18 protein-coding genes and 1 tRNA gene are annotated in these 23,366 nt (G+C 62.9%); all 19 read right to left on the bottom strand.

What is annotated here, in order from left to right:
• Window positions 1-20: 20 nt before the first annotated feature.
• Window positions 21-1,043 (bottom strand): tetraacyldisaccharide 4'-kinase, encoded by a 1,023-nt coding sequence (gene lpxK / locus AC13FW_RS03100; RefSeq protein ID WP_482988158.1) that lies wholly within the window; start codon window positions 1,041-1,043, stop codon window positions 21-23.
• A complete protein-coding gene (gene msbA / locus AC13FW_RS03095) occupies window positions 1,043-2,788 on the bottom strand; it encodes a lipid A export permease/ATP-binding protein MsbA (protein WP_482988157.1) in 1,746 nt (581 codons plus the stop codon). Before msbA ends, lpxK begins: the two co-directional genes overlap by 1 nt.
• The gene (locus tag AC13FW_RS03090) at window positions 2,785-3,207 is read right to left on the bottom strand and encodes an ExbD/TolR family protein (RefSeq protein WP_282270586.1); all 423 of its coding nucleotides are present in this window, start codon (window positions 3,205-3,207) and stop codon (window positions 2,785-2,787) included. The genes msbA and AC13FW_RS03090 overlap by 4 nt, the downstream gene beginning before the upstream one ends.
• Before the next feature lie 4 nt (window positions 3,208-3,211).
• Window positions 3,212-3,874: a MotA/TolQ/ExbB proton channel family protein gene (locus AC13FW_RS03085; RefSeq protein ID WP_282270584.1), complete on the bottom strand. Its 663-nt coding sequence runs from the start codon at window positions 3,872-3,874 to the stop codon at window positions 3,212-3,214.
• Between the two features lie 3 nt (window positions 3,875-3,877).
• Complete coding sequence (locus AC13FW_RS03080) at window positions 3,878-6,208, bottom strand: DNA internalization-related competence protein ComEC/Rec2 (protein WP_482988156.1); 2,331 nt, start codon at window positions 6,206-6,208, stop codon at window positions 3,878-3,880.
• 974 nt (window positions 6,209-7,182) lie between these two features.
• Window positions 7,183-9,291 carry a polyribonucleotide nucleotidyltransferase gene (pnp, locus tag AC13FW_RS03075; protein WP_482988155.1) on the bottom strand — a complete coding sequence of 703 codons (2,109 nt, stop codon included), beginning with the start codon at window positions 9,289-9,291 and terminating at the stop codon, window positions 7,183-7,185.
• Between the two features lie 146 nt (window positions 9,292-9,437).
• Entirely contained in the window at window positions 9,438-9,698 is a 261-nt protein-coding gene (gene rpsO, locus AC13FW_RS03070) for a 30S ribosomal protein S15 (protein WP_057626688.1), read from the bottom strand.
• 182 nt (window positions 9,699-9,880) lie between these two features.
• Entirely contained in the window at window positions 9,881-10,792 is a 912-nt protein-coding gene (truB, locus tag AC13FW_RS03065) for a tRNA pseudouridine(55) synthase TruB (RefSeq protein ID WP_482988154.1), read from the bottom strand.
• A gap of 112 nt (window positions 10,793-10,904) precedes the next feature.
• Window positions 10,905-11,294, bottom strand: coding sequence for a 30S ribosome-binding factor RbfA (rbfA, locus tag AC13FW_RS03060; RefSeq protein WP_282268427.1), 390 nt, complete (start codon window positions 11,292-11,294; stop codon window positions 10,905-10,907).
• Between the two features lie 170 nt (window positions 11,295-11,464).
• On the bottom strand, window positions 11,465-14,089 hold the full coding sequence (gene infB, locus AC13FW_RS03055) for a translation initiation factor IF-2 (RefSeq protein ID WP_482988153.1): 2,625 nt from the start codon (window positions 14,087-14,089) through the stop codon (window positions 11,465-11,467).
• A 95-nt stretch (window positions 14,090-14,184) separates the two neighbouring features.
• A complete protein-coding gene (nusA, locus tag AC13FW_RS03050; protein ID WP_282268424.1) occupies window positions 14,185-15,696 on the bottom strand; it encodes a transcription termination factor NusA in 1,512 nt (503 codons plus the stop codon).
• A 4-nt stretch (window positions 15,697-15,700) separates the two neighbouring features.
• A complete protein-coding gene (rimP, locus tag AC13FW_RS03045; protein WP_296246084.1) occupies window positions 15,701-16,288 on the bottom strand; it encodes a ribosome maturation factor RimP in 588 nt (195 codons plus the stop codon).
• 197 nt (window positions 16,289-16,485) lie between these two features.
• Window positions 16,486-16,562, bottom strand: a tRNA-Met gene (locus tag AC13FW_RS03040).
• Window positions 16,563-16,764: 202 nt separating this feature from the next.
• Window positions 16,765-18,222: an NADH-quinone oxidoreductase subunit NuoN gene (gene nuoN, locus AC13FW_RS03035; RefSeq protein WP_296246083.1), complete on the bottom strand. Its 1,458-nt coding sequence runs from the start codon at window positions 18,220-18,222 to the stop codon at window positions 16,765-16,767.
• A 36-nt stretch (window positions 18,223-18,258) separates the two neighbouring features.
• Window positions 18,259-19,770 carry an NADH-quinone oxidoreductase subunit M gene (locus AC13FW_RS03030; protein ID WP_481534145.1) on the bottom strand — a complete coding sequence of 504 codons (1,512 nt, stop codon included), beginning with the start codon at window positions 19,768-19,770 and terminating at the stop codon, window positions 18,259-18,261.
• A 19-nt stretch (window positions 19,771-19,789) separates the two neighbouring features.
• Entirely contained in the window at window positions 19,790-21,904 is a 2,115-nt protein-coding gene (gene nuoL, locus AC13FW_RS03025; RefSeq protein ID WP_481508923.1) for an NADH-quinone oxidoreductase subunit L, read from the bottom strand.
• A 7-nt stretch (window positions 21,905-21,911) separates the two neighbouring features.
• Window positions 21,912-22,217: an NADH-quinone oxidoreductase subunit NuoK gene (gene nuoK / locus AC13FW_RS03020; protein ID WP_054656949.1), complete on the bottom strand. Its 306-nt coding sequence runs from the start codon at window positions 22,215-22,217 to the stop codon at window positions 21,912-21,914.
• Window positions 22,214-22,867, bottom strand: coding sequence for an NADH-quinone oxidoreductase subunit J (locus AC13FW_RS03015; protein WP_296246080.1), 654 nt, complete (start codon window positions 22,865-22,867; stop codon window positions 22,214-22,216). Before AC13FW_RS03015 ends, nuoK begins: the two co-directional genes overlap by 4 nt.
• Before the next feature lie 9 nt (window positions 22,868-22,876).
• Window positions 22,877-23,365: an NADH-quinone oxidoreductase subunit NuoI gene (gene nuoI, locus AC13FW_RS03010; protein ID WP_296246079.1), complete on the bottom strand. Its 489-nt coding sequence runs from the start codon at window positions 23,363-23,365 to the stop codon at window positions 22,877-22,879.
• Window position 23,366: the final 1 nt, after the last annotated feature.

The following is a 23,366-nucleotide window of genomic DNA, read 5'->3' as shown; positions in this document are numbered from 1 at the left end:
ACGTACGACAACAGCATCAATCAACCGCGGGACAGCTTACCCAGGCGGTCGAGCAGGGCCACCCAGAACGCTGCCGGCAACTCAGCCTGCAGCGGCACAGCGTAGTGCCACGCGGTAGCGAAACCCTGGCATTTGACCGCGTCTTTTTCGGTCATCAATACCGGCAACTCGCTGCCGAAGGACAGGTCTTCCGCCGTGTAGCGATGGTGGTCGGCAAACGCATGCGGCACCACACCGATATCGCGGCTGCGCAGCATCTGGAAAAACCGCTGCGGATTGGCGATGCCTGCCACCGCGTGTACCCGCAGGCCGGCAAATGTCTTCAAGGATTTGTCGCGGCCGCCCTTCAGTGGCCGCGCCGATTCGATGGACAGACGCATCGCCCACTCGCCGAAACCGGAGTCCTCTACCTGAGTGGGCGCATCACTGGTCTGCCCAAGGTTGACCACGCGGAAGTCACACTGCGCGGCGCGCGAGGCCGGCTCGCGCAGCGGCCCGGCCGGCAGCAACCGTCCGTTGCCGTAGCGGCGCATTGCGTCCACCACTTCGATTTCGATATCCCGCGCCAAGCGGTAGTGCTGCAGACCGTCATCGCAGACCACCACATCGCAACCGGCATCCAGCAGCGCCTTGGCCGCGGAGACCCGGTCCTTGTCTACCCGTACCGGCACGCCGGTCTTCCAGGCGATCAGCACCGGCTCATCCCCGCCCAGGCCCACGTCCATATCGGCGGTGACCCAGCGCGCAGTATCAGCCTCGTCGCGGCCATAACCGCGGCTGGCGACACCGGGTTTCCAGCCCGCTTCACGCAGGCGGTTGACCAGTTCAATCGTCAACGGCGTCTTTCCGGTACCACCGGCAGTGATATTGCCGACCACGATCACCGGCAAAGGTACCTGCCGGGCACGCAGCCAGCCCCGGCGGTACAGGCTGCGGCGCAGGCCGGTTATCGCGCCATACAGCGGCGCCACCAGCCGTGCCGCCAGCGGCACCGGTGCATCGCCATACCAGTAGGCCGGCGTTTGCGGTCCTTGCTTGGCCATCATTCCTGCCTATCGCGGAACTGCATGCTGTGCAGGTGTTCGTACACACCGCCCAAGGCCAGCAGCTCGGCATGGGTGCCACGCTCGACGATGCGCCCCTGGTCCATCACCAGCACCTGGTCTGCATGCTCGATGGTGGACAGGCGATGGGCAATGACCAGCGTGGTGCGATCGGGCATCAGCTTCTGCAGCGCATCCTGCACCAGCCGCTCGGACTCGTTGTCCAGCGCGGCGGTTGCTTCATCGAGGATCAGGATCGGTGCATCCTTCAGCATTGCGCGGGCAATGGCCAGACGCTGGCGCTGCCCGCCGGACAGGCGACCGCCCTTGGCACCGACCGGCGCATCCACGCCCTGTGGCAACTGCTCGACGAATTCGCTGGCATTGGCACCGTCGATTGCCTGTTGCAGCTGTTCGGCGCTGCGCTCCTGCAACTCACCGTAGGCCACGTTCTGGGCGATGCTGCCATTGAACAAGGTGACCTGCTGGCCAACCAAGGCGATCTGCCGACGGAGATCGGCCAGTTTGTAGTCCTGCAATGGATGACCATCGAGCAGGATTTCGCCAGCCTCGATCTCGTAGAAACGCGGGATCAGCTTGATCAAGGTCGATTTGCCACTGCCCGAGCGACCAACGATGGCGGTTACCGTGCCCGGCTTGGCAACGAAGCTGATGTCTTCCAGCGCCGGCTTGGTCTGCCCCGCATAGCGAGCGGTGACGTGGCGGAATTCCAGCAGGCCATTGGCACGCTGCAGCGGCAGGCTGCCCGCGTCCACTTCGTCCTTGGAATCAAGTACGTGGAACAGGCGCTGCGCGGAGGCGATGCCTCGCTGTGTCATGTTCTGTACGTTGGTCAGCTGCTTCAGCGCCGGAATAATCGCCAGCATCGCCATCAACAGACCAACGAAGTCGCCCACCGTCAAACGCCCGGCAGCGGCCTCGTGCCCTGCGATGAGCAGCAGCGCAGCCAAGCCGACCGCACCGATCAACTGCACCATGCTGGAAGAAATGCTGCGCGTCGCTTCGACCTTCATCGCCAGCCGCAGGTTGGTGTTGGCCAACCCGGTATAGCGGTGCAGCTCAGCCGGCTGCGCACCGTAGATCTTCACTTCCTGCTGGCTGGACAAGGCCTGATCGGCAGCCTGCAGAAGATCCGCGCCACTTTCCTGGATGCGGTGACTGATGCGCCGGTAGCGCTTGGCCACGATGTTCATCACCCAGGCCAATGGCGGTGCCAGCACGAAGATCGCAAGGGTCACCTGCCAGCTGTAGTACAGCATCACCGCCAACGAACCCAGTGCCTGCAGCGATTGCTGCAGCACCACCTTCATCGCATCGATCGCAGCCTGCGCCACCTGATCGCTGTCCGAGCCCAACCGTACCAACATCGATGGCACCGGTTCGGAATCGAAACGCTGCCCAGGCAGCCGCAGGTACTTGCCCAGCACCAGCACCCGGAAATCACGGGCGATGCTGCGTGCGGCCTTGCCCATGCCGATATCGGTCAGATAGCCAGCCACACCACGCAACAGGAACAACCCAATGACAGCCAAAGGCATCCACTGGTTGATGTCTTTCGGGTTCACCAGGCTATTGGTGATCGGGCTCATCAGGACCAGGAAACCACTGCCTGCGGCCGCCTCGATCAACATGCCAAGGCCCGCCATCAACAACAGCGGCCGATAGGGCTTGGCGGAGGCAAGCAAGCGCCTGTAGATCTTCCAGGCCGAGTCGTTGTCACTCATTGTTTGGCTTCCGGTGCGGTTGCAATCGCGATCCGGCGGAAACCGAGCTGACCGAGGGCATCCTGCGCGGTGACCACAGCTTGGTACGGCGTGCGCGCATCAGCACGCAGCAGCACACTCTGCTCGCGGTCGGCACCAGCCAACTGGGCGATGATCTGCTTCAACGATTCGATGTCGGTGCGCAGCACTTCCTGGTCGTTGACGAAGTAGCGGCCATCGGCATTGACCAGCACGCTCAGCGAAGTCTGCGGCGCGCTGGTCTTCTGGTCGCTGGCCGTGGGCAACTGCACCTGCAGCGTCGAACGCGCATCAAAGGTGGTGGTGACCACGAAGAAAATGATCAGCACCAGGATCACGTCGATCAAGGGCACCAGATCGATATGCGGTTCATCCTGGGTGCGATTGTTACCAATCCGCATGGGCTCAGGCCTTCTCGGTTGCCGCCGGGCGCGGCGCGGCGGCCTTGCTGGCCGCCATGACCGCCGGGCGACCATCCAGTGCATCCAGCAGCGCGCTGGCTTCCTGCTCCATCTCGATCACGTAGCCATCGATCAGGCCACGGAAGTAACGATGGAACATCAAGGCCGGAATCGCGACCATCATGCCGGTCGCGGTGCACACCAGCGCCTTGCCGATACCGCCAGCAAGCTGGCCGACGTCGCCGACGCCGTGATCGAGAATGCCCAGGAACATCTGGATCATGCCGACCACCGTACCCAACAGGCCGAGCAACGGGCCAGCCGAGGCGATGGTGCCAAGTGCATTGAGGAAGCGCCCCATCCGGTGCACCAGATGGCGGCCGGTGTCTTCGATGCGCTCACGGATCTGGTCACGCGGGCGATTGCGCGCTTCGAGCGCAGCAGCCAACAGCGCGCCCAGCGGCGAATTGGCACGCAGGGAATCAATATGGGAAGCATCCAGCTTGCCGCGCGCGGCCCAGTTGCGGACCTCCTGGCCCAGGCCTGGCGGCAGCACCTCGTTACGGCGCAGGCTCCAGAAACGCTCCAGGACGATCGCCAGCGCCAGCACGCCCAACAACAGCAACGGCACCATCGGCCATCCGCCGGCTTTGACCAATTCCCACACGTTTCAACCCTCCGGCGCCGTGGCCGCGTATTTGATGTCAGATAGGATAGCAGCCGCCCGCGCCCGCTCAGCGGCATCCCATGACCTTGAGCGCCAGATTCTGCGCTCGCGCAGCTGCAAGCCCTGCTTGCCCAGCCAGACGTGCAGCGCCCCGCTGCCGGCCGTGGTCAGCACCTCGGCCCCGGAGCGCTGCCAGCGGGCCACCACGTCACCGCGCGGGTGACCAAAGCGATTGCCATGGCCACTGGAGATCAGCGCCAGCCGCGCGTCGGTTGCCGCCACGAAGCGATGGCTGGAGGATCCGCCGCTGCCGTGATGTGCCACCAGCACCACCTCCGCGCGCAGCTTTGCCGGCACGTGCTTAAGCAGGCGCTGCTCGATCACCTCGCCGATGTCGCCGGTCAACAACGCCGCTCCATGGGCGCCCTGGACCCGCAACACGCAACTGGATTCGTTGCCCAGATAGGGAAAACCTGGCGTCGGATGCAGAAACTCAAGCAGCACCCCGTCCCATTGCCATGCCTGACCTGCCTCGCAGGCCGCTGCAGCAGCTGCGCCCACTGCCAGTCCCGGCGGCATCAACAGCTCCGAAGGCGGTAGAACACCCTGCACCGCCGCCAGTCCGCCGGCATGATCATGATCGCCATGACTGACCACCAGCCGGTCCAAGCGCGGTACGCCCAAGGCTCTCAGTGCGGGCACAACCACCCGCTCGCCGGCATCAAAACCGTCCGCGACCGCCGGCCCGGTGTCGAACAGCAACGCGTGGTGCCGTGTACGCAACAACACTGCCAAACCCTGCCCGACATCCAGCGTGACCAGCTCGAACTCACCCGCCCCGGGCCTGTCGCGCCATGGCAGACAGAGTGGCAGCCACAACAACACCGCCAGGCCCTTGCCCGCAACCCCGGCCGGCAGCAACAGCCACACGGCGCCGAGCAGCGCCAGAGGCAAGGCGAACCACGCCGGCTCGGGCAACCACCACAATGAATAGCGAGCACTACCCAACATCTGGAATAACGGCCAGCTCAGATCAAAGCACCATGCCGAGGCCCGCCAGGCCAGGCCGCCCGCGCCGCTGCATATCGCTTCCAGCGCCGTACCGACAAGCGCCAGCGGCACCACCACCAGACTCCACCAGGGGATAGCGACCAGATTGGCCAGCGGCCCGATCGCCGAGGCCTGACCGAACAGCATCACGGTCAGCGGCAACAGTCCCAACGTCGCCACCCGCTGCGCGGATAGAAAACTGCGCAGCCAATGCGCGCGCTCGGGCAGACACCACAGCAACCACGCCACCCCGGCAAAGCTGAGCCAGAAGCCAGCGGTCAGCACCGACAACGGTGCCAGCCACAGCACAGCCAAGGCCGCCAGCGCCAATGCGCCGGCCACATCGACCGGCCTGCGGCCAAGCCGTGCCAGCACCACCACCGCAACCATCAACACGGTGCGCACCGTTGGCAGACCAAACCCGGCCACCGCCGCATACGTCGTGGCCCCAAGCAACGCACCAAGGGCAACAGCCTGCGGCCGTGGGCAATATCGACCGCACCACGGCAACAAGCGCCAGAGTCCTGCCACCAACCACGCCGCGCACAGTGCAACCATGCCGACGTGGAAGCCCGAGATCGCAATCAGATGGGTCAGTCCGGTTGCGCGCAGCACCTGCCAGTCGCCTTCGCCGAGACCGCGTGTGTCCCCCAGCGCCAAGGCCTGCACATAGCGCGAAGATGCAGCCGGCACCTGCCTCGCGATCCGCGCGGCCATGCATTCGCGCCATGCGCCCAGGCCCGCAGCCGCCTCCAATCGTTGTGGTGCAGGCGATTGGCGCACGACTCCGCCGGCGGCAATGCCCTGTGCCAAGGCATGTCGCTCGGCATCAAAGCCACCGGGATTGACCAGCCCGCGCGGCGCACGCAGGCGCAGGTTCAACCGCCAACGTTCGCCCGCGTGCACGTGTAGACGCGGACCGGGCGCTGTTGCACCAAAGTCGTCGTACCAGGACACCTGCACCGTCTCGCCCCGCAGGTCTGGCGGAAGGCTGGCTTCTGCATCCAGGCGTAGTTGAAAGCGCGTGCGACGAACCTCGTGTTGGGGAAGGCTGCTTACAACGCCTGTCACCGTGATTTCCTGCGCCTCCCGGCGTGCGGCCAGCTGCTGTTCCAGGCCCCAACCCACATGCAGGAAAGCCCAGCCCAAACCGGCCAGCGCTGCCCCCAGCCAGCGCCAACGCGGGGCTGTGAGCCACAACAGCACGCCCGTGGACAATGCCGCCCAGCGCACCCACGTTGACGGCAAGGCCGGAGCCAGAATGGCCGCACAGATACCGGCCATAAAGCATGCCGCTACGGCTTTTCCGGCGAAGGCGAGGTTTGAGTGGTGTTGAACCGCGTCACCCGCGTTTCGCTGCGCTGGCATATCCGTCCCCGTTTGCGCCTTGGGGAATGCTGGCAGGCTTGTGCTCACCTTCCATCGGTAGAAGCAGGCGATGGCAGATCAGGAATTGTGGGTCACGCCTGTCGAGCGCAACCATGCTGCGCCGGGGCGCCCCGTCATTGCATTGTGGGAGCGGCATGAGCCGCGAAGCTGGCTGCAATGAAACGCTGACCATGCCTGCAATCTGATCGACTACCTGCTTCGCGGCTGACGCCGCGCCTGCATGGTCGGGGGGTTGTCCGGGAAAGCTTCTGCCTAGCATGGCTCGGCACTACGGCTGCACAAGCACCATGCTCTGTGGGAGTGGTGTCAGCCGCGAAGCTGGCAGTGGTGAAACGCCGGCCATATCTGCAATCCGATCGACTGCGAGCTTCGCGGCTGACGCCGCGCCTGCAAGGTCGGTGGGTTGTCCGGGAAAGCTTCTGCCGAGCATGGCTCGGCACTACGGCTGCACAAGCACCATGCTCTGTGGGAGCGGCGTCAGCTGCGAAGCTGGCTGCAATGAAACGCTGACCATGCCTGCAATCTGATCCACTGCGAGCTTCGCGGCTGACGCCGCGCCTGCAAGGTCGGTGGGTTGTCCGGGAAAGCTTCTGCCGAGCATGGCTCGGCACTACGGCTGCATGGGCACCATGCTTTGTGGGAGCGGTGTCAGCCGTGAAGCTGGCGACAATGAAACGGTGGCTTTGCCTGCAATCTGATCGACTGCGAGCTTCGCGGCTGACGCCGCGCCTGCAAGGTCGGTGGGTTGTCCGGGAAAGCTTCTGCCGAGCATGGCTCGGCACTACGCGGCTGTGCTTCTGCTGTTTTCCGGGCAAAAGAAAAGCGGGCACCAGGCCCGCTTTTCTTCTCAGCGATACAACACCGCAGCCTTATTCGGCCGGGGTGCCCTCGCCCTCTTCAACGGCCTTCATCGACAGGCGGATACGGCCCTGCTTGTCGACTTCCAGCACCTTGACCTTGACCACATCGCCTTCCTTCAGCACGTCGCCGACCTTCTCGACGCGGTCGCTGGAGATCTGCGACACGTGGACCAGACCGTCCTTGCCCGGCAGGATGGTGACGAACGCACCGAAGTCCATGATCTTGGCGACCTTGCCTTCGTAGATGCGGCCCGGCTCGACGTCCGAGGTGATCTGCTCGATGCGGGCCTTGGCGGCCTGGGCAGCGGCGTTGTTCACCGAAGCGATGGTGATGGTGCCATCGTCCTGGATGTCGATCTGGGTGCCGGTTTCCTTGGTGATGGCCTGGATGGTGGAACCACCCTTGCCGATCACTTCGCGGATCTTGTCCGGGTGGATCTTGATGGTCAGCAGACGCGGCGCGTAGTCCGACAGCTCGGCACGCGGGGAGGTCAGGCCGTGGGCCATTTCACCCAGGATGTGCAGACGGCCAGCCTTGGCCTGCTGCAGTGCCTGCTTCATGATCTCTTCGGTGATGCCTTCGATCTTGATATCCATCTGCAGGGCGGAGATGCCCTCGGCGGTACCAGCGACCTTGAAGTCCATGTCGCCCAGGTGATCTTCGTCACCCAGGATGTCGGACAGGACGACGAAGCGCTCGCCTTCCTTGACCAGGCCCATGGCGATACCGGCAACCGGCGACTTGACCGGCACGCCGGCGTCCATCAGGGCCAGCGAGGAACCGCAGACCGAAGCCATCGACGAGGAACCGTTGGATTCAGTGATTTCCGACACCACGCGAATGGTGTACGGGAAGGCTTCCAGCGACGGCATCACAGCCAGCACACCGCGCTTGGCCAGACGGCCGTGGCCGATTTCACGACGCTTCGGCGCACCGAAACGACCACACTCACCGACCGAGTAGGGCGGGAAGTTGTAATGGAACAGGAAGTTTTCCTTGTACTCACCGGCAACGGCGTCGATCACCTGGCCATCACGGGCGGTGCCCAGGGTGATGGTCACGATGGCCTGCGTTTCACCGCGGGTGAACAGCGAGGAACCGTGGGTACGCGGCAGCACGCCGGTCTTCACGGCGATCGGGCGGACGGTGTCCAGTGCACGGCCGTCGATGCGGACCTTGGTGTCCAGCACCGAGTTGCGCATGGTGCTGTATTCCAGCTCGCCGAATTCCTTCGACAGCTCGGCCGAGTTCCAACCTTCAGCGGCAACGCGGCCAGCCAGGGTCTCGACCACGTCCTTCTTGATCGCCGAGATAGCGTCACGACGCTGCAGCTTGTCACGCACCTGGAAGGCTTCGCCGAGCTTGCCGCCGACGGCTTCCTGCAGGGCGCTGATCAGCGCGGTGTTCTTGGCCGGGGCAACCCAGTCGCTCGGCTTGGTGCCGGCTTCAACGGTCAGTTCGTTGATCGCGTTGATGACCTTCTGCATTTCGCGGTGACCGAAGGTCACGGCGCCCAGCATCACATCTTCGGACAGCAGTGCGGCTTCGGATTCTACCATCAGCACGGCGTTGGCGGTACCAGCGACCACCAGCTCCAGCTGCGATTCCTTCAGCTCCGACACGGTCGGGTTGAGGATGTACTGGCCGTCCTTGTAACCGACCTTGGCAGCGCCGATCGGGCCCTTGAACGGGGTGCCGGCCAGCGACAGTGCGGCCGAAGCACCGATCAGGGCGGCGATGTCGCCGTCCACTTCCGGGTTCAGCGACATCACCGTGGCGATGATCTGCACTTCGTTCTTGTAGTCTTCCGGGAACAGCGGACGGATCGGGCGATCGATCAGGCGCGAAATCAGCGTCTCTTTTTCGGTCGCACGGCCTTCACGCTTGAAGAAGCCACCCGGGATACGGCCACCGGCGTAGAACTTCTCCTGGTAATCGACGGTCAGCGGGAAGAAGTCCTGGCCTTCGCGCGCGCTCTTGGCGGCGACGGCAGTGACCAGCAACACGGTGTCGTCCATCTTGACGATGACTGCGCCGCCGGCCTGACGGGCGATTTCGCCGGTTTCAAGCGTGACGGTGTGTTTGCCGTACTGGAAGGTTTTGGTGATTTTTGCCACGGGGGATCCTTGAAATGCTTTCTTCGATTGGTCCGTTGCCAACCCATGCCGGCAACGGCTGGCCGGGCGGTTCCGGCCGGTCTACGACGATTTTGAAGCTCTAAAAACAAAGCCGCGGCGCATCGCTGCGCCGCGGCGGGTATCGATTAGCGGCGCAGGCCGAGCTTTTCGATCAATGCTTTATAGCGTGCGACATCCTTGTTCTTCAGGTAGTCGAGCAGGCTACGGCGGCGATTGACCATCTGCAGCAGGCCACGGCGGCTGTGGTGATCCTTCTTGTGTTCCTTGAAGTGGCCGGTCAGCAGTTCAATGCGAGCGGTCAGCAGGGCGACCTGGACTTCCGGGGAACCGGTATCAGCAGCGCCGCGCTTGTTTTCTTCAATGACTTTCTGGGTGTCGATCGACATGGTTTTTCTCTTCAGATGCGGGGCCAGCAGGAACGTCTCAAGACGCACCGCACAGCTCGCCGATTAATAGGCTGCCCACCGAGGCGGGCAGTTGCCCTTTCTAGGGCCGCAAAATTGTAACGGTCACAACCATCCGGGACAAGGCGGTAGTGACTTGAAAGGTACTGCCCGCTCCCGCCCGTTCAGAGATTGAAGCGCCGCTGCGGGCCAAGTCGCCCCCCGTCCTCCACCTGACCCAGCCCCAGCGGCTGACCGCCTTCGCCGTAAACCACCACCAGGCCAACCGGCCAGGCCGGATCGCGCAGGCGCTGGCCGACGCAGAAGCGCGCAGCCTGGCCGGCATCCAGCTCGACCCGGGCAAACTGGCTCAGGCCCTGTTCGATCGGCAGCAACCAGTCCAGCAGCGCGGCTTCGTCGCCGGATTCAGCGACTGCGCGCAGTGCATCCAGGCCGATCATCTTCGGCGCCATGAACGGTTCCACCCACAGCCGGCGCAGCGCGGTGACATGCGCACCACAGCCCAGCAATTCGCCCAGGTCGCGGGCGATGCTGCGGATATAGGTGCCCGAGCCACAGGTCACGCGCAGCGAAAGGCGCTCACCTTCACGGGCCAGCACTTCAATCGCCTGCACTTGCACCTCGCGCTCGGGGGCTTCGATAGCCTCACCACGACGCGCCTTGGCATACAGCGGCTCGCCACCCTGCTTCAACGCCGAATAGATCGGCGCCCGCTGCAGGATGGTGCCAGTCAGGGTGGCCAAGGCCGCCTGCAACTGCGCATCACTGAATTCAGGCACCGGTCGCTCGCGCAGCACCGCGCCATCGGCATCATCGGTATCGGTGGTGCTGCCCAGCCGGATTTCGGCGTCATAGGCCTTGGCCGAGCCCAGCAACAAGCCGGCGATCTTGGTCGCCTCGCCAAAACACAGCGGCAGAAGACCGGTAGCCAGCGGATCAAGGCTGCCGGTATGACCGCCCTTCTCGGCACGGAAAAGACGACGTGCAACCTGCAGCGCGGTGTTGGAGCTCATGCCTGCCGGCTTGTCGAGCAGAACGATGCCATCCAGGCGGCGGAATTGAATTCTGGGACGCATGCAACACCATAGGCGGGCTGGCGTGCGATCAGCACGCCGAGCATAAAACGGGAAAACCGCCTGCACCAACGCGCAGGCCAGACATGACAACAGCCCTTACGGGCTGCTGCGATTACTCTTTGTCGGTGCCTTTGTCGGCGTCGGACTCGGGTTCCGGCGGTGGCACCAGGTCGCGCAGCAGATTGTCGATGCGCTCACCACGATCGACCGAATCGTCGTAATGGAAATGCAGCTCTGGTACATGCCGCAACTTCATCGCCTTGGCCAGCGACATGCGCAGCTCAACCGTGAGCTCGCGCAGGCCCTTCATCGCCTCATCCGCACGTTCCGGCATCAGCGCGGTCACGAAGATCTTGGCATGGGCCATGTCACGGGTAACTTCCACGTCCGACACACTGACCGAAGGCAGGCCGAATTCACGCACGGCGGCATGCACCAGCGTGCCCAGATCACGGCGGATCTGCGCAGAAACACGGTCGGTACGATGGAAAGTCTTAGGCATCAGGCAAGTATCAGCAATAAAGGGTGAATTTCAATGAAACCGGAAAGGAACCGCCCGCTGCAACCGCGTTCACGGCGACAACTCGCGATTCCCCGACCCGGCTGCTGGAGGTTCCGCTCGCCGGGACCCGCCTTGGCGAATCCCGACTCCCGGCACCTCGATCGCAGCCGTTACAGCGTGCGCGGCACTTCGATACGCTCGAAGCACTCGATCTGGTCGCCCGGCTTGACGTCGTTGTAAGCCTTCACGCCGATACCGCACTCGGTACCATTGCGAACTTCCTCGACGTTTTCCTTGAAGCGACGCAGCGATTCCAGCTCGCCCTCGAACACCACCACGCTGTCGCGCAGCACGCGGATCGGCTTGTTCCGCTTCACCACGCCTTCGATGATCATGCAGCCTGCAACCGCACCGAACTTGGAGCTGCGGAACACGTCGCGGACCTGCGCGATACCGATGATCTCTTCGCGGATTTCCACGCCGAGCAGACCGGATGCCACCTGCTTCACCTGGTCGATCACGTCATAGATGATCGAGAAGTAACGCAGGTCAACGCCGTTGGATTCAATGATGCGACGGGCCGAAGCATCCGCACGCACATTGAAGCCGATGACGGTGGCCTTGGAAGCCACGGCCGAGTTGGCGTCGGACTCGGTGATGCCGCCCACGCCGGAGTGGATCACGTTGATGCGGATGTCGTCGTTGGACAGCGCAACCAGCGCCTGGCTCAGTGCCTGCACCGAACCCTGCACGTCGGCCTTGATCAGCAGGTTCAGCACCTGCTGGCCATCGCCCTTGCCCAGCTGCGACATGATGTCTTCCATGCGGCTGCCGGCGGTGGCGACCAGGCGCGACTCGCGACGCTTGGTTTCACGCGTCTGCGCAACGTCCTTGGCCAGACGCTCGTCTTCAACCACGACGAAGTCATCACCAGCTTCCGGCACACCGGACAGACCCAGCACCTGCACCGGAATCGACGGCCCCGCTTCGGAGACCTGGGCGCCGGTTTCGTCGAACAGTGCACGCACGCGACCGTACTGGATACCGCACACCAGGTAGTCGCCCTTCTTCAGCAGACCCTGTTGCACCAGCACCGTCGCGATCGGGCCACGGCCCTTGTCCAGCGAGGATTCGATGACCACGCCGTTGGCGCGGCCGTCGGCCACGGCCTTCAGTTCCAGCACTTCGGCCTGCAGCGAAATCGCATCCAGCAGGTCATCGATGCCCTGGCCAGTCTTGGCCGAGATCTCCACCATCTGCACGTCACCACCGAAGTCTTCGGCGACGACCTGCTCGGCAAGCAGTTCGTTCTTGACACGCATCGGGTCGGCGGACGACTTGTCGATCTTGTTGATCGCCACCACGATCGGCGCGTTTGCGGCGCGGGCGTGCTGGATGGCTTCCTTGGTCTGCGGCATCACGCCATCGTCGGCGGCGACAACCACCACCACGATGTCGGTCAACTGCGCACCACGGGCACGCATCGAGGTGAACGCGGCGTGGCCCGGGGTATCGAGGAAGCTGATCACGCCCTTCGGCGTGGTCACATGGTAGGCACCGATGTGCTGGGTGATGCCACCAGCTTCGCCATTGGCAACCTTGGTGCGGCGCATGTAGTCCAACAGCGAGGTCTTGCCGTGATCGACGTGGCCCATGATGGTCACGACCGGCGCACGCGGCACCGCCACGCGCTCATCAGCGCCAGTGATGGCCAGCAGTGCGTCTTCGGCGTCGTTGGCGTTGGCGCGAACCACGTTGTGGCCGAGCTCTTCGACAACCAGTGCCGCGGTGTCATGGTCGATGGTCTGGGTGATGGTCGCCATCACGCCCATCTTGAACAGCGCCTTCACCACCTCGCCGCCCTTGAGCGCGAGCTTCTGCGCCAGATCGGCGACGGTGATGGTGTCGCCAACGGCGACTTCACGCACCACCGGTGCGGTCGGGCGTTCGAAGGCGTGGCTGCCGCCACCGCTACGTGCTGCTTCATTGCCGCGGCGGCCCTGCGGTGCACGCGCACCCGGACGACCGCGCGAATTCGTATTGCTGCTGTTGCCGCGACGGGCACGGTCAGACGCCGACAGGTGCAGCTGGCCGCCGAAACGGTTGCCATCCCCACCCTCGTTGCGCTTGCCCGACTTTGCATTGGCATTGGCGTTGTTGCCACGCTCCTCGCGGGCAGGCGCGCGGGCCGGTGCAGCAGCGGCCGGGCGTGCGGCGCGCGGCGCCGGCGCTTCGACTTCCGGTGCCGGCTTTGCAGCAGCAGCCTTGGCAGCCGCTTCAGCAGCGGCTTTCTCAGCCTCGATGCGCGCGGCTTCGGCTTCTTCGGCGGCCTTCTTGGCAGCGATGCTTTCGTCGCGGGCGCGATCCTTCTCGGCCAGCATGCGCTGTTCGTCGAGGTTGCGCTGACGCGACTCTTCGAGCTTGCGCAGGATATCCGCGCGCTCTTCGTCCGGCGTCATCGCAGGCTTGCCACCTTCCGGCTTGGTGTAGGTGCGCTTCTGGCGCACTTCCACATTGACGGTGGTCTTGCTGCGGCCGGCGTTGACGGTCACTTCCTGATGCTTGCGGCGGTTCAGGGTGATCTTCTTGGCTGCGGCCTCGGCGTCTTCGGCCGGCTGCTCTTCCTTGCCGTGCGAACGGCGGAGGAAGCCCAGCAGCTTCACTTTCTCGGTACTGGTCACGACCTGGTCGGGACCGCTGAACTTCATCCCGGCTTGGGACAGCTGTTCAAGCAGTTTCTCGACCGGCGTGTTGACCAGTTCGGCGAGCTTGCGGATGGTGGTTTGCTGCGACATTCGGATCCTATGATCTTGTTTGCGCCCCCTCGTCACGAACGAAGGCAGCGCGGAGTCTACGCCCTGAGCGGCTCAGGGCACTGTTCATCGCTGGCTCATTCGCCGCGCTCCAGGCGGGCGATCTCCTCGGCGCGGGCTGCCAGGACCAACGCCGCGGCGCGCTCCAGATCCATGCCCTCGATACCGAACTCCAGAACCTCGTCGGCAGCCAGATCCGACAGATCCTCACTTGTGCGCACGCCGTGGCCAGCCAGCGCGTACGCGGTCGCCTCATCCATGCCCTTCAGTGCCAGCAGATCTGCTGCCGGCACACCGCCGTCAGCACCCTCTTCCACCGCCAGCGCTTCATTGAGCAGCGCATCGCGGGCGCGGGCGCGGAGTTCTTCGACGATATCTTCGTCGAAGCCTTCCACTGCCAGCAACTCACCAACCGGCACGTAGGCGATTTCTTCCACCGTACCAAAACCTTCGGACACCAGGATGCCGGCGATTTCCTCGTCCACTTCCAGCTTGTCCATGAACAGCTGACGGGCGACGCCCTGCTCGGCTTCCGACTTGGCGGTCACCTGGTCCTGGGTCATCACATTCAGCTGCCAACCGGTCAGGCGGCTGGCAAGGCGCACGTTCTGGCCGCCCTTGCCGATTGCCTGGGCCAGACGGTCTTCCGCCACGGCCAGGTCCATCGAATGCTTTTCTTCATCAACGATGATCGACTGGACTTCAGCCGGCGCCATGGCGTTGATGACGAAGTTGGCCGGGTTTTCGTTCCACAGCACGATATCCACGCGCTCGCCATTGAGCTCGTTGGACACCGCCTGCACGCGCGAACCGCGCATGCCGATGCAGGCGCCGATCGGATCGGTGCGGCTGTCATGGGCCAGCACGGCGATCTTGGCGCGGTCGCCCGGGTCACGCGCACAGGCCTTGATCTCAACCAGGCCCTGGCCGACTTCCGGCACTTCCAGCTTGAACAGCTCGATCATGAATTCCGGCGCAGCGCGGCTGATGAACAGCTGCGGGCCACGCGGCTCCGAACGCACTTCAGCCAGGTAACCGCGCACGCGGTCGCCGGCACGCAGCACGTCACGCGGGATGCCCTTGTCCTTCGGAATGAAGGCTTCGGCATTGCCGCCCAGATCGACATAGATGTTGCCGCGCTCAGCGCGCTTGACCACACCGGTGACCAGTTCGCCAACGCGGTCCTTCCACGCATCCACCACCTGCTGGCGCTCGGCTTCGCGCACACGCTGGACGATGACCTGCTTGGCAGCCTGCGCTGCGATACGGCCGAAATCGGGGTTTTCAATCTGCTCTTCGATGTAGTCACCGACTTCGACGCCGTCGGCTTCGTCCACCGCATCCATCAGGCGGATCTGGCGGTCCGGCGACTCCATCACCACGTCATCAGCGACCACTTCCCAGCGACGGAAAGTTTCGTAGGTGCCGTCCTTGTGGTTGATCGAAACGCGCGCCAGGACTTCTTCCTCGGCGTAACGCTTCTTCGCGGCAGAAGCCAGTGCGGCCTCGATCGCGTCAAAAATGACCTCACGCGGCACGCCCTTCTCGTTGGCGACTGCGTCAACTACCAGCAAAAGTTCCTTGCTCATCGGCTCACTCCGCGCGCGGCTTTTTGGCCGCCGTTTCGTTATTGGAATTATTCTTGGTCTTGCCCTGCTTGGGGGCCGGACCCGTCGGTTTGGTCGGTGCCAGGCCAAGCGCGGCCCAGTCCGGAATGATGCGTGCCTTGTCGATGTTGTCGAACGAAGCCACGAAGGGCTTGTTGTCGACCACAAAGGTCACCGTGCCCTGCTCCAGGTCAACCGCGACGATTTCACCCTGCAGGCGACGGCGATTTTCCTGCGGCAGCTTCAAGCCGACCTTGGCGGATTCACCAATGGCGCGCTCGAACTGCTCCAGCGAGAACAACGGGCGGTCCACGCCCGGCGAAGACACTTCCAGCGTGTAATTGCCGCTGATCGGGTCCTCGACGTCCAGCTGCGCGGAAACCTCGCGGCTCACCCGCTCGCAGTCTTCAACGTTGACCATGCGCTCAGGCTGCTCGGCCAGCGGCACGTCGATATACAGGCGCAACGTTGCGCCGCCCGGGGCCGGCAGATATTCGGCGCCAAGCAACTCGAGCCCCAACGCCTGCACGGTGGGGCCCAGCAGATTCGCGATTTCAGTAGCCTTGTCGCTCACAGCCAGCCTTGATTCGTAAGTTAGAGAACGGTTGTCACCCAACCGGGGTTTCTGATTTCCAGAAACAGCAAAGGGCCCACATGGGCCCTTTGTCCGTTTGGATCCGATGACCGGATCCCGGTTGCAAGAACGGAAGCAGCCGTTCTTGCGAGCCCAACTTTTGCCTCATCAACACATCGTGTTGCAAAGACCGAAGCTGGTAGCGGGGGCAGGATTTGAACCTGCGACCTTCGGGTTATGAGCCCGACGAGCTGCCAGACTGCTCCACCCCGCATCAGAAGCGGAATTATGAAGTAACCAAGCCGATAATGCAAGACTTATTTACTTCGCGTTTCTCTCAAGACGCTGGAGAAACCCGGAAAAATCCTTCCGGTTGAACCACTCATCAGGTGATTCCGACCTTGCCGCTGGGCGGTGAGGCCGTCAACTCAGGAGATGAATAATACACACTTCGCGCAGATTTGTAACGTCTTTTATTACAAATGTGCAAAAGAATTGCGCATCCACTCCATGATCGGGCCCAAACCGAGCGGCAGGAACAGCAGCAGCGCGGAATTCACGCCCAGCACGATGCCCAGGATGCGGTCATTGTTGCGCGGCAGCGGCTCACCCACCGGCTCATCGAAGTACATGACCTTGATGACGCGCAGGTAGTAGAAGCAACCAATCACCGCACACAACACGCCAACCATGGCCAGCCACAACAGGCCACCATTGACGGCCGCGCTCAGCACCGACAGTTTGGTCCAGAAGCCCAAGAACGGCGGGATACCGGCCAGCGACGCCATGATGCACAGGACCAGGCCTGCCATCCACGGGCTGCGTGCGTTCAGGCCCTTGAAGTCTTCGATGTTCTCGGCCTCAAAACCGGCACGCGACATCGCGATGATCGCGCCGAATGCCGCGGTCGACATGATGGCGTAGGCAATGGCGTAGAACAGCGCGGCCGAATAGCCCGCCTCGCCGCCACCGGCGATGCCCATCAGCAGGAAGCCGATGTGCGACACGGTCGAGTACGCCAGCATGCGCTTCAGGTTGGTCTGGGCGATGGCCATCAGGTTACCGATGACCAGCGACAACGCAGCCAGGCCAGCCAGCACGTACTGCAGCTCGGTCGACAGCGGGCCAACGCCCATTTCCAACAGGCGGTAGGCCATGCCGAACGCGGCCAGCTTCGGTGCCGAACTGATGAACAGCGCGATCGGCGCCGGTGCGCCCTGGTAGACGTCGGGCAGCCACATGTGGAACGGTGCCGCGCCCAGCTTGAAGGCAACGCCGGCGACCATGAACACCGCGCCGGTCAACAGCAGCAGGCGCTCATCGGAATGGGCGATGGAGGCGTGGATCACGTCCAGGTGCAGCGAGCCGGTGGCGCCATAGATCAGCGACATGCCGTACAGCAACAGGCCCGAGGCCAAGGAACCCAGCACGATGTACTTCATGCCGGCTTCGGCAGCGAGCTTGTTCTCACGGTTGCTGGCAACCAGCGCATAGGAACACAGCGCCAGCAGTTCCAGGCCCAGGTAGACCATCAGCAGGCTGCCGGCCGAGACCAGGATCATCATGCCGGCGGTGGCGAACAGGATCAGCACCGGGATCTCGCCCTGGTACAGGTTGCGCTCGCGCAGGTAGCTCCAGCCGTAGATCAGGCTCAGGCCACTGACCAGCACCACGACGGTTTTCATCACGTCGGCAGCGTTGTCACGGATGAACATCCCGTGGAATACCTCGCCCTGCCCGCCCACGCCGTTCAACAGCATGATGAAGGCGACAGCGAGGATCGCCACCGAAATGAAGTGGGTCCAGACCTTGTGCCTGGTGCTGATGAACAGATCAAGGATCAGCAGGGCAAAGGCACCGCCAATCACTACCAGTTCGGGCAGCAACGGCAGCAGGTCGGTCGTGGTCAACGGCAGAGGCGTCGGCGTGGTCATCATCAAATCCTGGAATCAATACTCTCGACGAGCCGCTTACAGCAGCTTGCTTGAAGCGATCTGCATCGCCAGATGGGCGATGGAAGGCTCCATCAGATCGGTCAGCGGCTTGGGATAGAAGCCCAGCACCAGCGTACCGACCGCAAACACGGTCATTACCAGCCACTCGCGACCATTCATGTCCTTCAGCTCGGCGACGTGGGCATTGCCCACTTCACCGAAGAACACGCGCTTGTACAGCCATAGCGAATAAGCAGCACTGATGATCAGCGTGGTAGCAGCGCCCAGGGCAACCAGCGGATTCCACTGGAATGCGGCCAACACGATCATGAACTCACCAACGAAGCCGCTGGTACCCGGCAGACCGGAATTGGCCATGAAGAACAGCAGTGCGAACGCCGCAAACCACGGCATCACATTGACCACGCCGCCGTAATCGGCGATGCGGCGACTGTGCATGCGGTCATACAGCACGCCCACGCAGGAGAACATCGCGCCGGAGACGAAACCGTGCGAAACCATCTGCACCATGGCGCCCTGCAGGCCCAGGCGGGCTGCGTCGGCACTGCCGGCGTCACGTACCAGCCACAGCGCGATGAAGGTACCCAGGGTAACGAAACCCATGTGCGCGACCGACGAATAAGCAATCAGCTTCTTCATGTCGTCCTGCACCATCGCCACCAAGCCAACGTAGATCACCGCCACCAGCGACAACGCGATCACCAGCCAGGCCCACTCGTGGCTTGCGTCCGGAACGATCGGCAGGTTGAAACGCAGGAAGCCATAGCCACCGATCTTCAGGGCGATCGCCGCCAGGATCACCGAACCGGCGGTCGGCGCTTCAACGTGCGCGTCGGGCAGCCAAGTGTGCACCGGGAACATCGGCACCTTGACCGCGAAGGCGATCAGGAAGGCAAAGAATATCCAGGTCTGTTCCTTGGCCGACAGCTGCAGCTGGTACAGGTCAACCAGCTGGAAGCTGCCGCCCTTCAGGTACAGGTAGATCAGCGCCACCAACATCAGCACCGAGCCGAGGAAGGTGTACAGGAAGAACTTCATCGCCGCGTAGATGCGACGCGGACCGCCCCAGACGCCGATGATCAGGAACATCGGGATCAGCATGGCTTCGAAGAACACGTAGAACAGCATCGCGTCGGTGGCGGCGAAAATGCCGACCGTCACGCCTTCCAGGATCAGGAAGGCCGCCACGTACTGGTTGACGCGCTTGTCGACCACGCCCCAGGCACCGATCAGGGCCAACACGCCGATCAGGGTGGTCAGCAGGATCAGGGCAATGGCGATACCGTCGACGGCCAGGTTGTAGCCGATGTCGAACGCCGGGATCCACGGGTGCTGTTCGACGAACTGCATCACATCGGCCGCGCCGCGGTCATAGCCGCTGAGCAGGCCGAGGCTGAGCAGGAAGGTGAGCAATGCGACCGCCAGGGATGCCCAACGGGCAGCTTGGGCGTTACGCAAGGCGAGGATCAATGCACCGCCGATGATCGGCAGCCAGATGAGAATGCTAAGTAGAGGCCAGTTCGACACGTCTTCTATTCCGTACAGGTCAACGCCAGAAATGCATCAGCACGCCCAACAGGGCAATCAGGCCGATGATCATCGCGAACGCGTAGTGGTAGAGGAAACCGGATTGGGTGCGGCGCAACAGGTTGGCAGCCAGGTCGACCAGACGCGCCGAACCATTGACCATCACCCCATCAACGACCGTGCTATCAACGGCACGGGCGGCCTTGCCGAGCTGCACACCACCGCCGGCAAAGCCGTCGATCCAGAGCTTGTCGAAGCCGTACTTGTTTTCCAGCACCGAAACCACCGGTGCCAGGGTCTTGCGAGCCTGTCCTGCCAGTTCCGGCTTCCAGATGTAGAACACCCAGGCCAGCGCGAAACCTGCAACCGTCAGCCAGAACGCAGGCATCTGCATGCCGTGTATCGCATAGGCCACCGAACCATGCCAGAACTCCTTGCCGACTTCGGCAATGGTGTCACGCGCCGGGTCGTAGAAGTCGACGATACCGGTGAAGAACGACATGGCCTGGCCGGGAATGCCGCCAGCGGCAGCATGGCCATCCCAGCCGGTACCAAACAGCATCGGGCCGATGGTGAAAAAGCCGATCAGGATGGACGGGATAGCCAGCAGGATCAGCGGCACGGTCACCACCAACGGCGACTCGTGCGGCTCGTGCGCACCATGACCGTGGTGGTCATCGTGGCCGTGGCCATGATCGGCGTGGTGATCATCATGTGCGTCGCGGAAGCGTTCCTTGCCGAAGAAGGTCAGGAACAGCAGGCGGAAGCTGTAGAAACTGGTGACGATGACGCCACCGAGCACCGCCCAGTAACCGTACAGGGCGACCCAGCCAGCATCGGCAGCATGCGCGTGCATCGCGGCAGCTTCGATGATGGTGTCCTTCGAGTAGAAACCGGCGAAGAACGGCGTACCCACCAGGGCCAACGTACCAATCCACATGGTGATGTGGGTGATCGGCATGTACTTGCGCAGGCCGCCCATCTTCATCATGTTCTGCTCATGGTGCATGCCCATGATCACCGAACCGGCACCCAGGAACAGCAGCGCCTTGAAGAAGGCGTGGGTCATCAGGTGGAACACGGCGCCCGAGTAGGCCGACACGCCCAGTGCAACCGTCATGTAGCCCAGCTGCGACAAGGTGGAGTACGCAACCACGCGCTTGATGTCGGTCTGCACGATGCCGATCAGGCCGGTGAAGAACGCGGTGGTGGCGCCGATGAACAGGATGAAGTCCAGCGCGGTCTGCGACAGCTCGAACAGCGGCGACATGCGGGTCACCATGAAGATACCCGCGGTGACCATGGTCGCAGCGTGGATCAGTGCCGAGATCGGGGTCGGGCCTTCCATCGAGTCCGGCAGCCACACGTGCAGCGGCACCTGTGCCGACTTGCCCATCGCACCGATGAACAGGCAGATGCAGATGATGGTCGCCACGCTCCACTGGTTGTCGCCGATCAGCTGCACCATGGCGTGACCGGTCGTATCGGTGCCCAGCACAGTGCTGGCATTGGCGAACACGGTGGCGTAGTCCAGCGAACCGAAGGCCCACAGGATGCCGGCAATACCGAGCAGGAAGCCGAAGTCACCAACGCGATTGACCAGGAAGGCCTTCATGTTGGCGAAGATGGCAGTCGGCTTCTTGAAGTAGAAACCAATCAACAGGTACGACACCAGGCCCACGGCTTCCCAGCCAAAGAACAGCTGCAGGAAGTTGTTGCTCATCACTAGGGTGAGCATCGAGAAGGTGAACAGCGAGATGTAGCTGAAGAAACGCTGGTAGCCGTCGTCTTCGGACATGTAGCCGATCGAGTAGATGTGGACCAGCAGCGACACGAAGGTCACCACCACCATCATCATCGCGGTCATGCGGTCGATCATGAAACCGACGTGGGCCGCGTACTGGCCGACTTCAAAGAAGGTGTAGACGTTCTGGTTGTACGGCTGCGCCCCGCCCCACAACAGCTGGGAGAAGATGTAGGCCGACAGGCCGCAGCTGATCGCCACGCCCAGGATGGTGATGTACTGGGCGCCCTTGCGCCCCACCTGACGACCGAACAGGCCGGCGATGATGCTGCCGAACAGTGGTGCAAGCACCACTGCAATCAACAGACTCTTGGAGAGAGTGATTTCCATCTTCGGATCAGCCCTTCAGCGAATCGACTTCGCCCACGTTGATGGTGTGGCGAGTACGGAACAAGGTCACCAGGATCGCGAGGCCGATTGCAGCTTCGGCCGCGGCCACGGTCAGGATGAAGAACACGAACAGCTGACCGGCGGTGTCGCCCAGCTCACGCGAGAAGGCGATGAAGTTGATGTTCACCGACAACAGCATCAGTTCGATCGACATCAACAACACGATGATGTTCTTGCGGTTGAGGAAGATGCCGGCAACGCTGATGCAGAACATCACCGCGCCCAGCGCAAGCATATGGCCCAGGGAAATCATGGCTTGGCCTCCTCGCCACCGTCATGTTGCGTATCGACCTGCACCACCGGCTTTTCGGCGGCCATCTTGACCATGCGCAGGCGGTCTTTTGCCTTGGTCATGGTCTGCTCGGTCGGGTTCTGCGTCTTCAGGCCCTCGCGGCGACGCAGGGTCAGCATCACGGCTGCCACCACGGCGACGGTCAGGATCACGGCTGCGAACTCGAACGGCAGCAGGTATTCAGTGAACAGGCTGCGTGCCAGCCAGGTGATGTTGGACGTGTCGGCAGCCACCGCGGCGGCGTTGTCCACCGGGAACGGCGCGGTACGTGCCTTGATGCCGATCAGGGTCAGCATCTGCACCAGCATCACCACCGCGACCACCAGGCCGACCGGCAGGTAACGCACCCAGCCTTCACGCAGGTTGGTGGTGTCGATGTCGAGCATCATCACCACGAACAGGAACAACACCATCACCGCGCCGACGTAGACCAGCACCAGGGTGACACCGAGGAACTCGGCCCCCACCAGCAACCAGACGCAGGCAATCGAGAAGAAGGTCAGGATCAAGCACAGCACGGCGTACACCGGGTTGCGCACACTGATCACCGCTGCCGCGGAAATGCCGGCAATGATGGAGAAGAACCAGAAACAAATATTTACCCAATCCATCTCAAGACCTCAGCGGAAGGCGGCGTCGGCGGCACGGCGCTCGGCGATTTCGGCTTCAAGCCGGTCGCCAATTGCCAGCAGCTGCGGCTTGGTGATGATGTTCTCGCCACGCTTCTCGAAGTGGTACTCGAGAATGTGGGTCTCGACGATCGAGTCCACCGGGCAGCTTTCTTCGCAGAAGCCGCAGAAGATGCACTTGAACAAGTCGATTTCGTAACGCGTGGTACGGCGGGTGCCGTCTTCGCGCTTGGCCGAGTCGATGGTGATCGCCAGTGCCGGGCACACCGCTTCGCACAGTTTGCAGGCAATGCAGCGCTCTTCGCCGTTGGGATAACGGCGCAGGGCGTGCAGGCCACGGAAACGCGGCGACTGCGGGAACTTCTCCATCGGGTACATCACGGTGTACTTGGGCTTGAACGTGTATTTCAACGTCAGCCACAAGCCGCCGAGCAACTCCAGGAGCAGCAGGCTTTTGAAATAGTGGGTGATCTTATTCATG

Source organism: Stenotrophomonas sp. 21LCFQ19, assembly GCF_056861425.1.
Note: the sequence above shows the minus strand (reverse complement) of the source record. Positions and strands in the feature narration are given on the sequence as shown.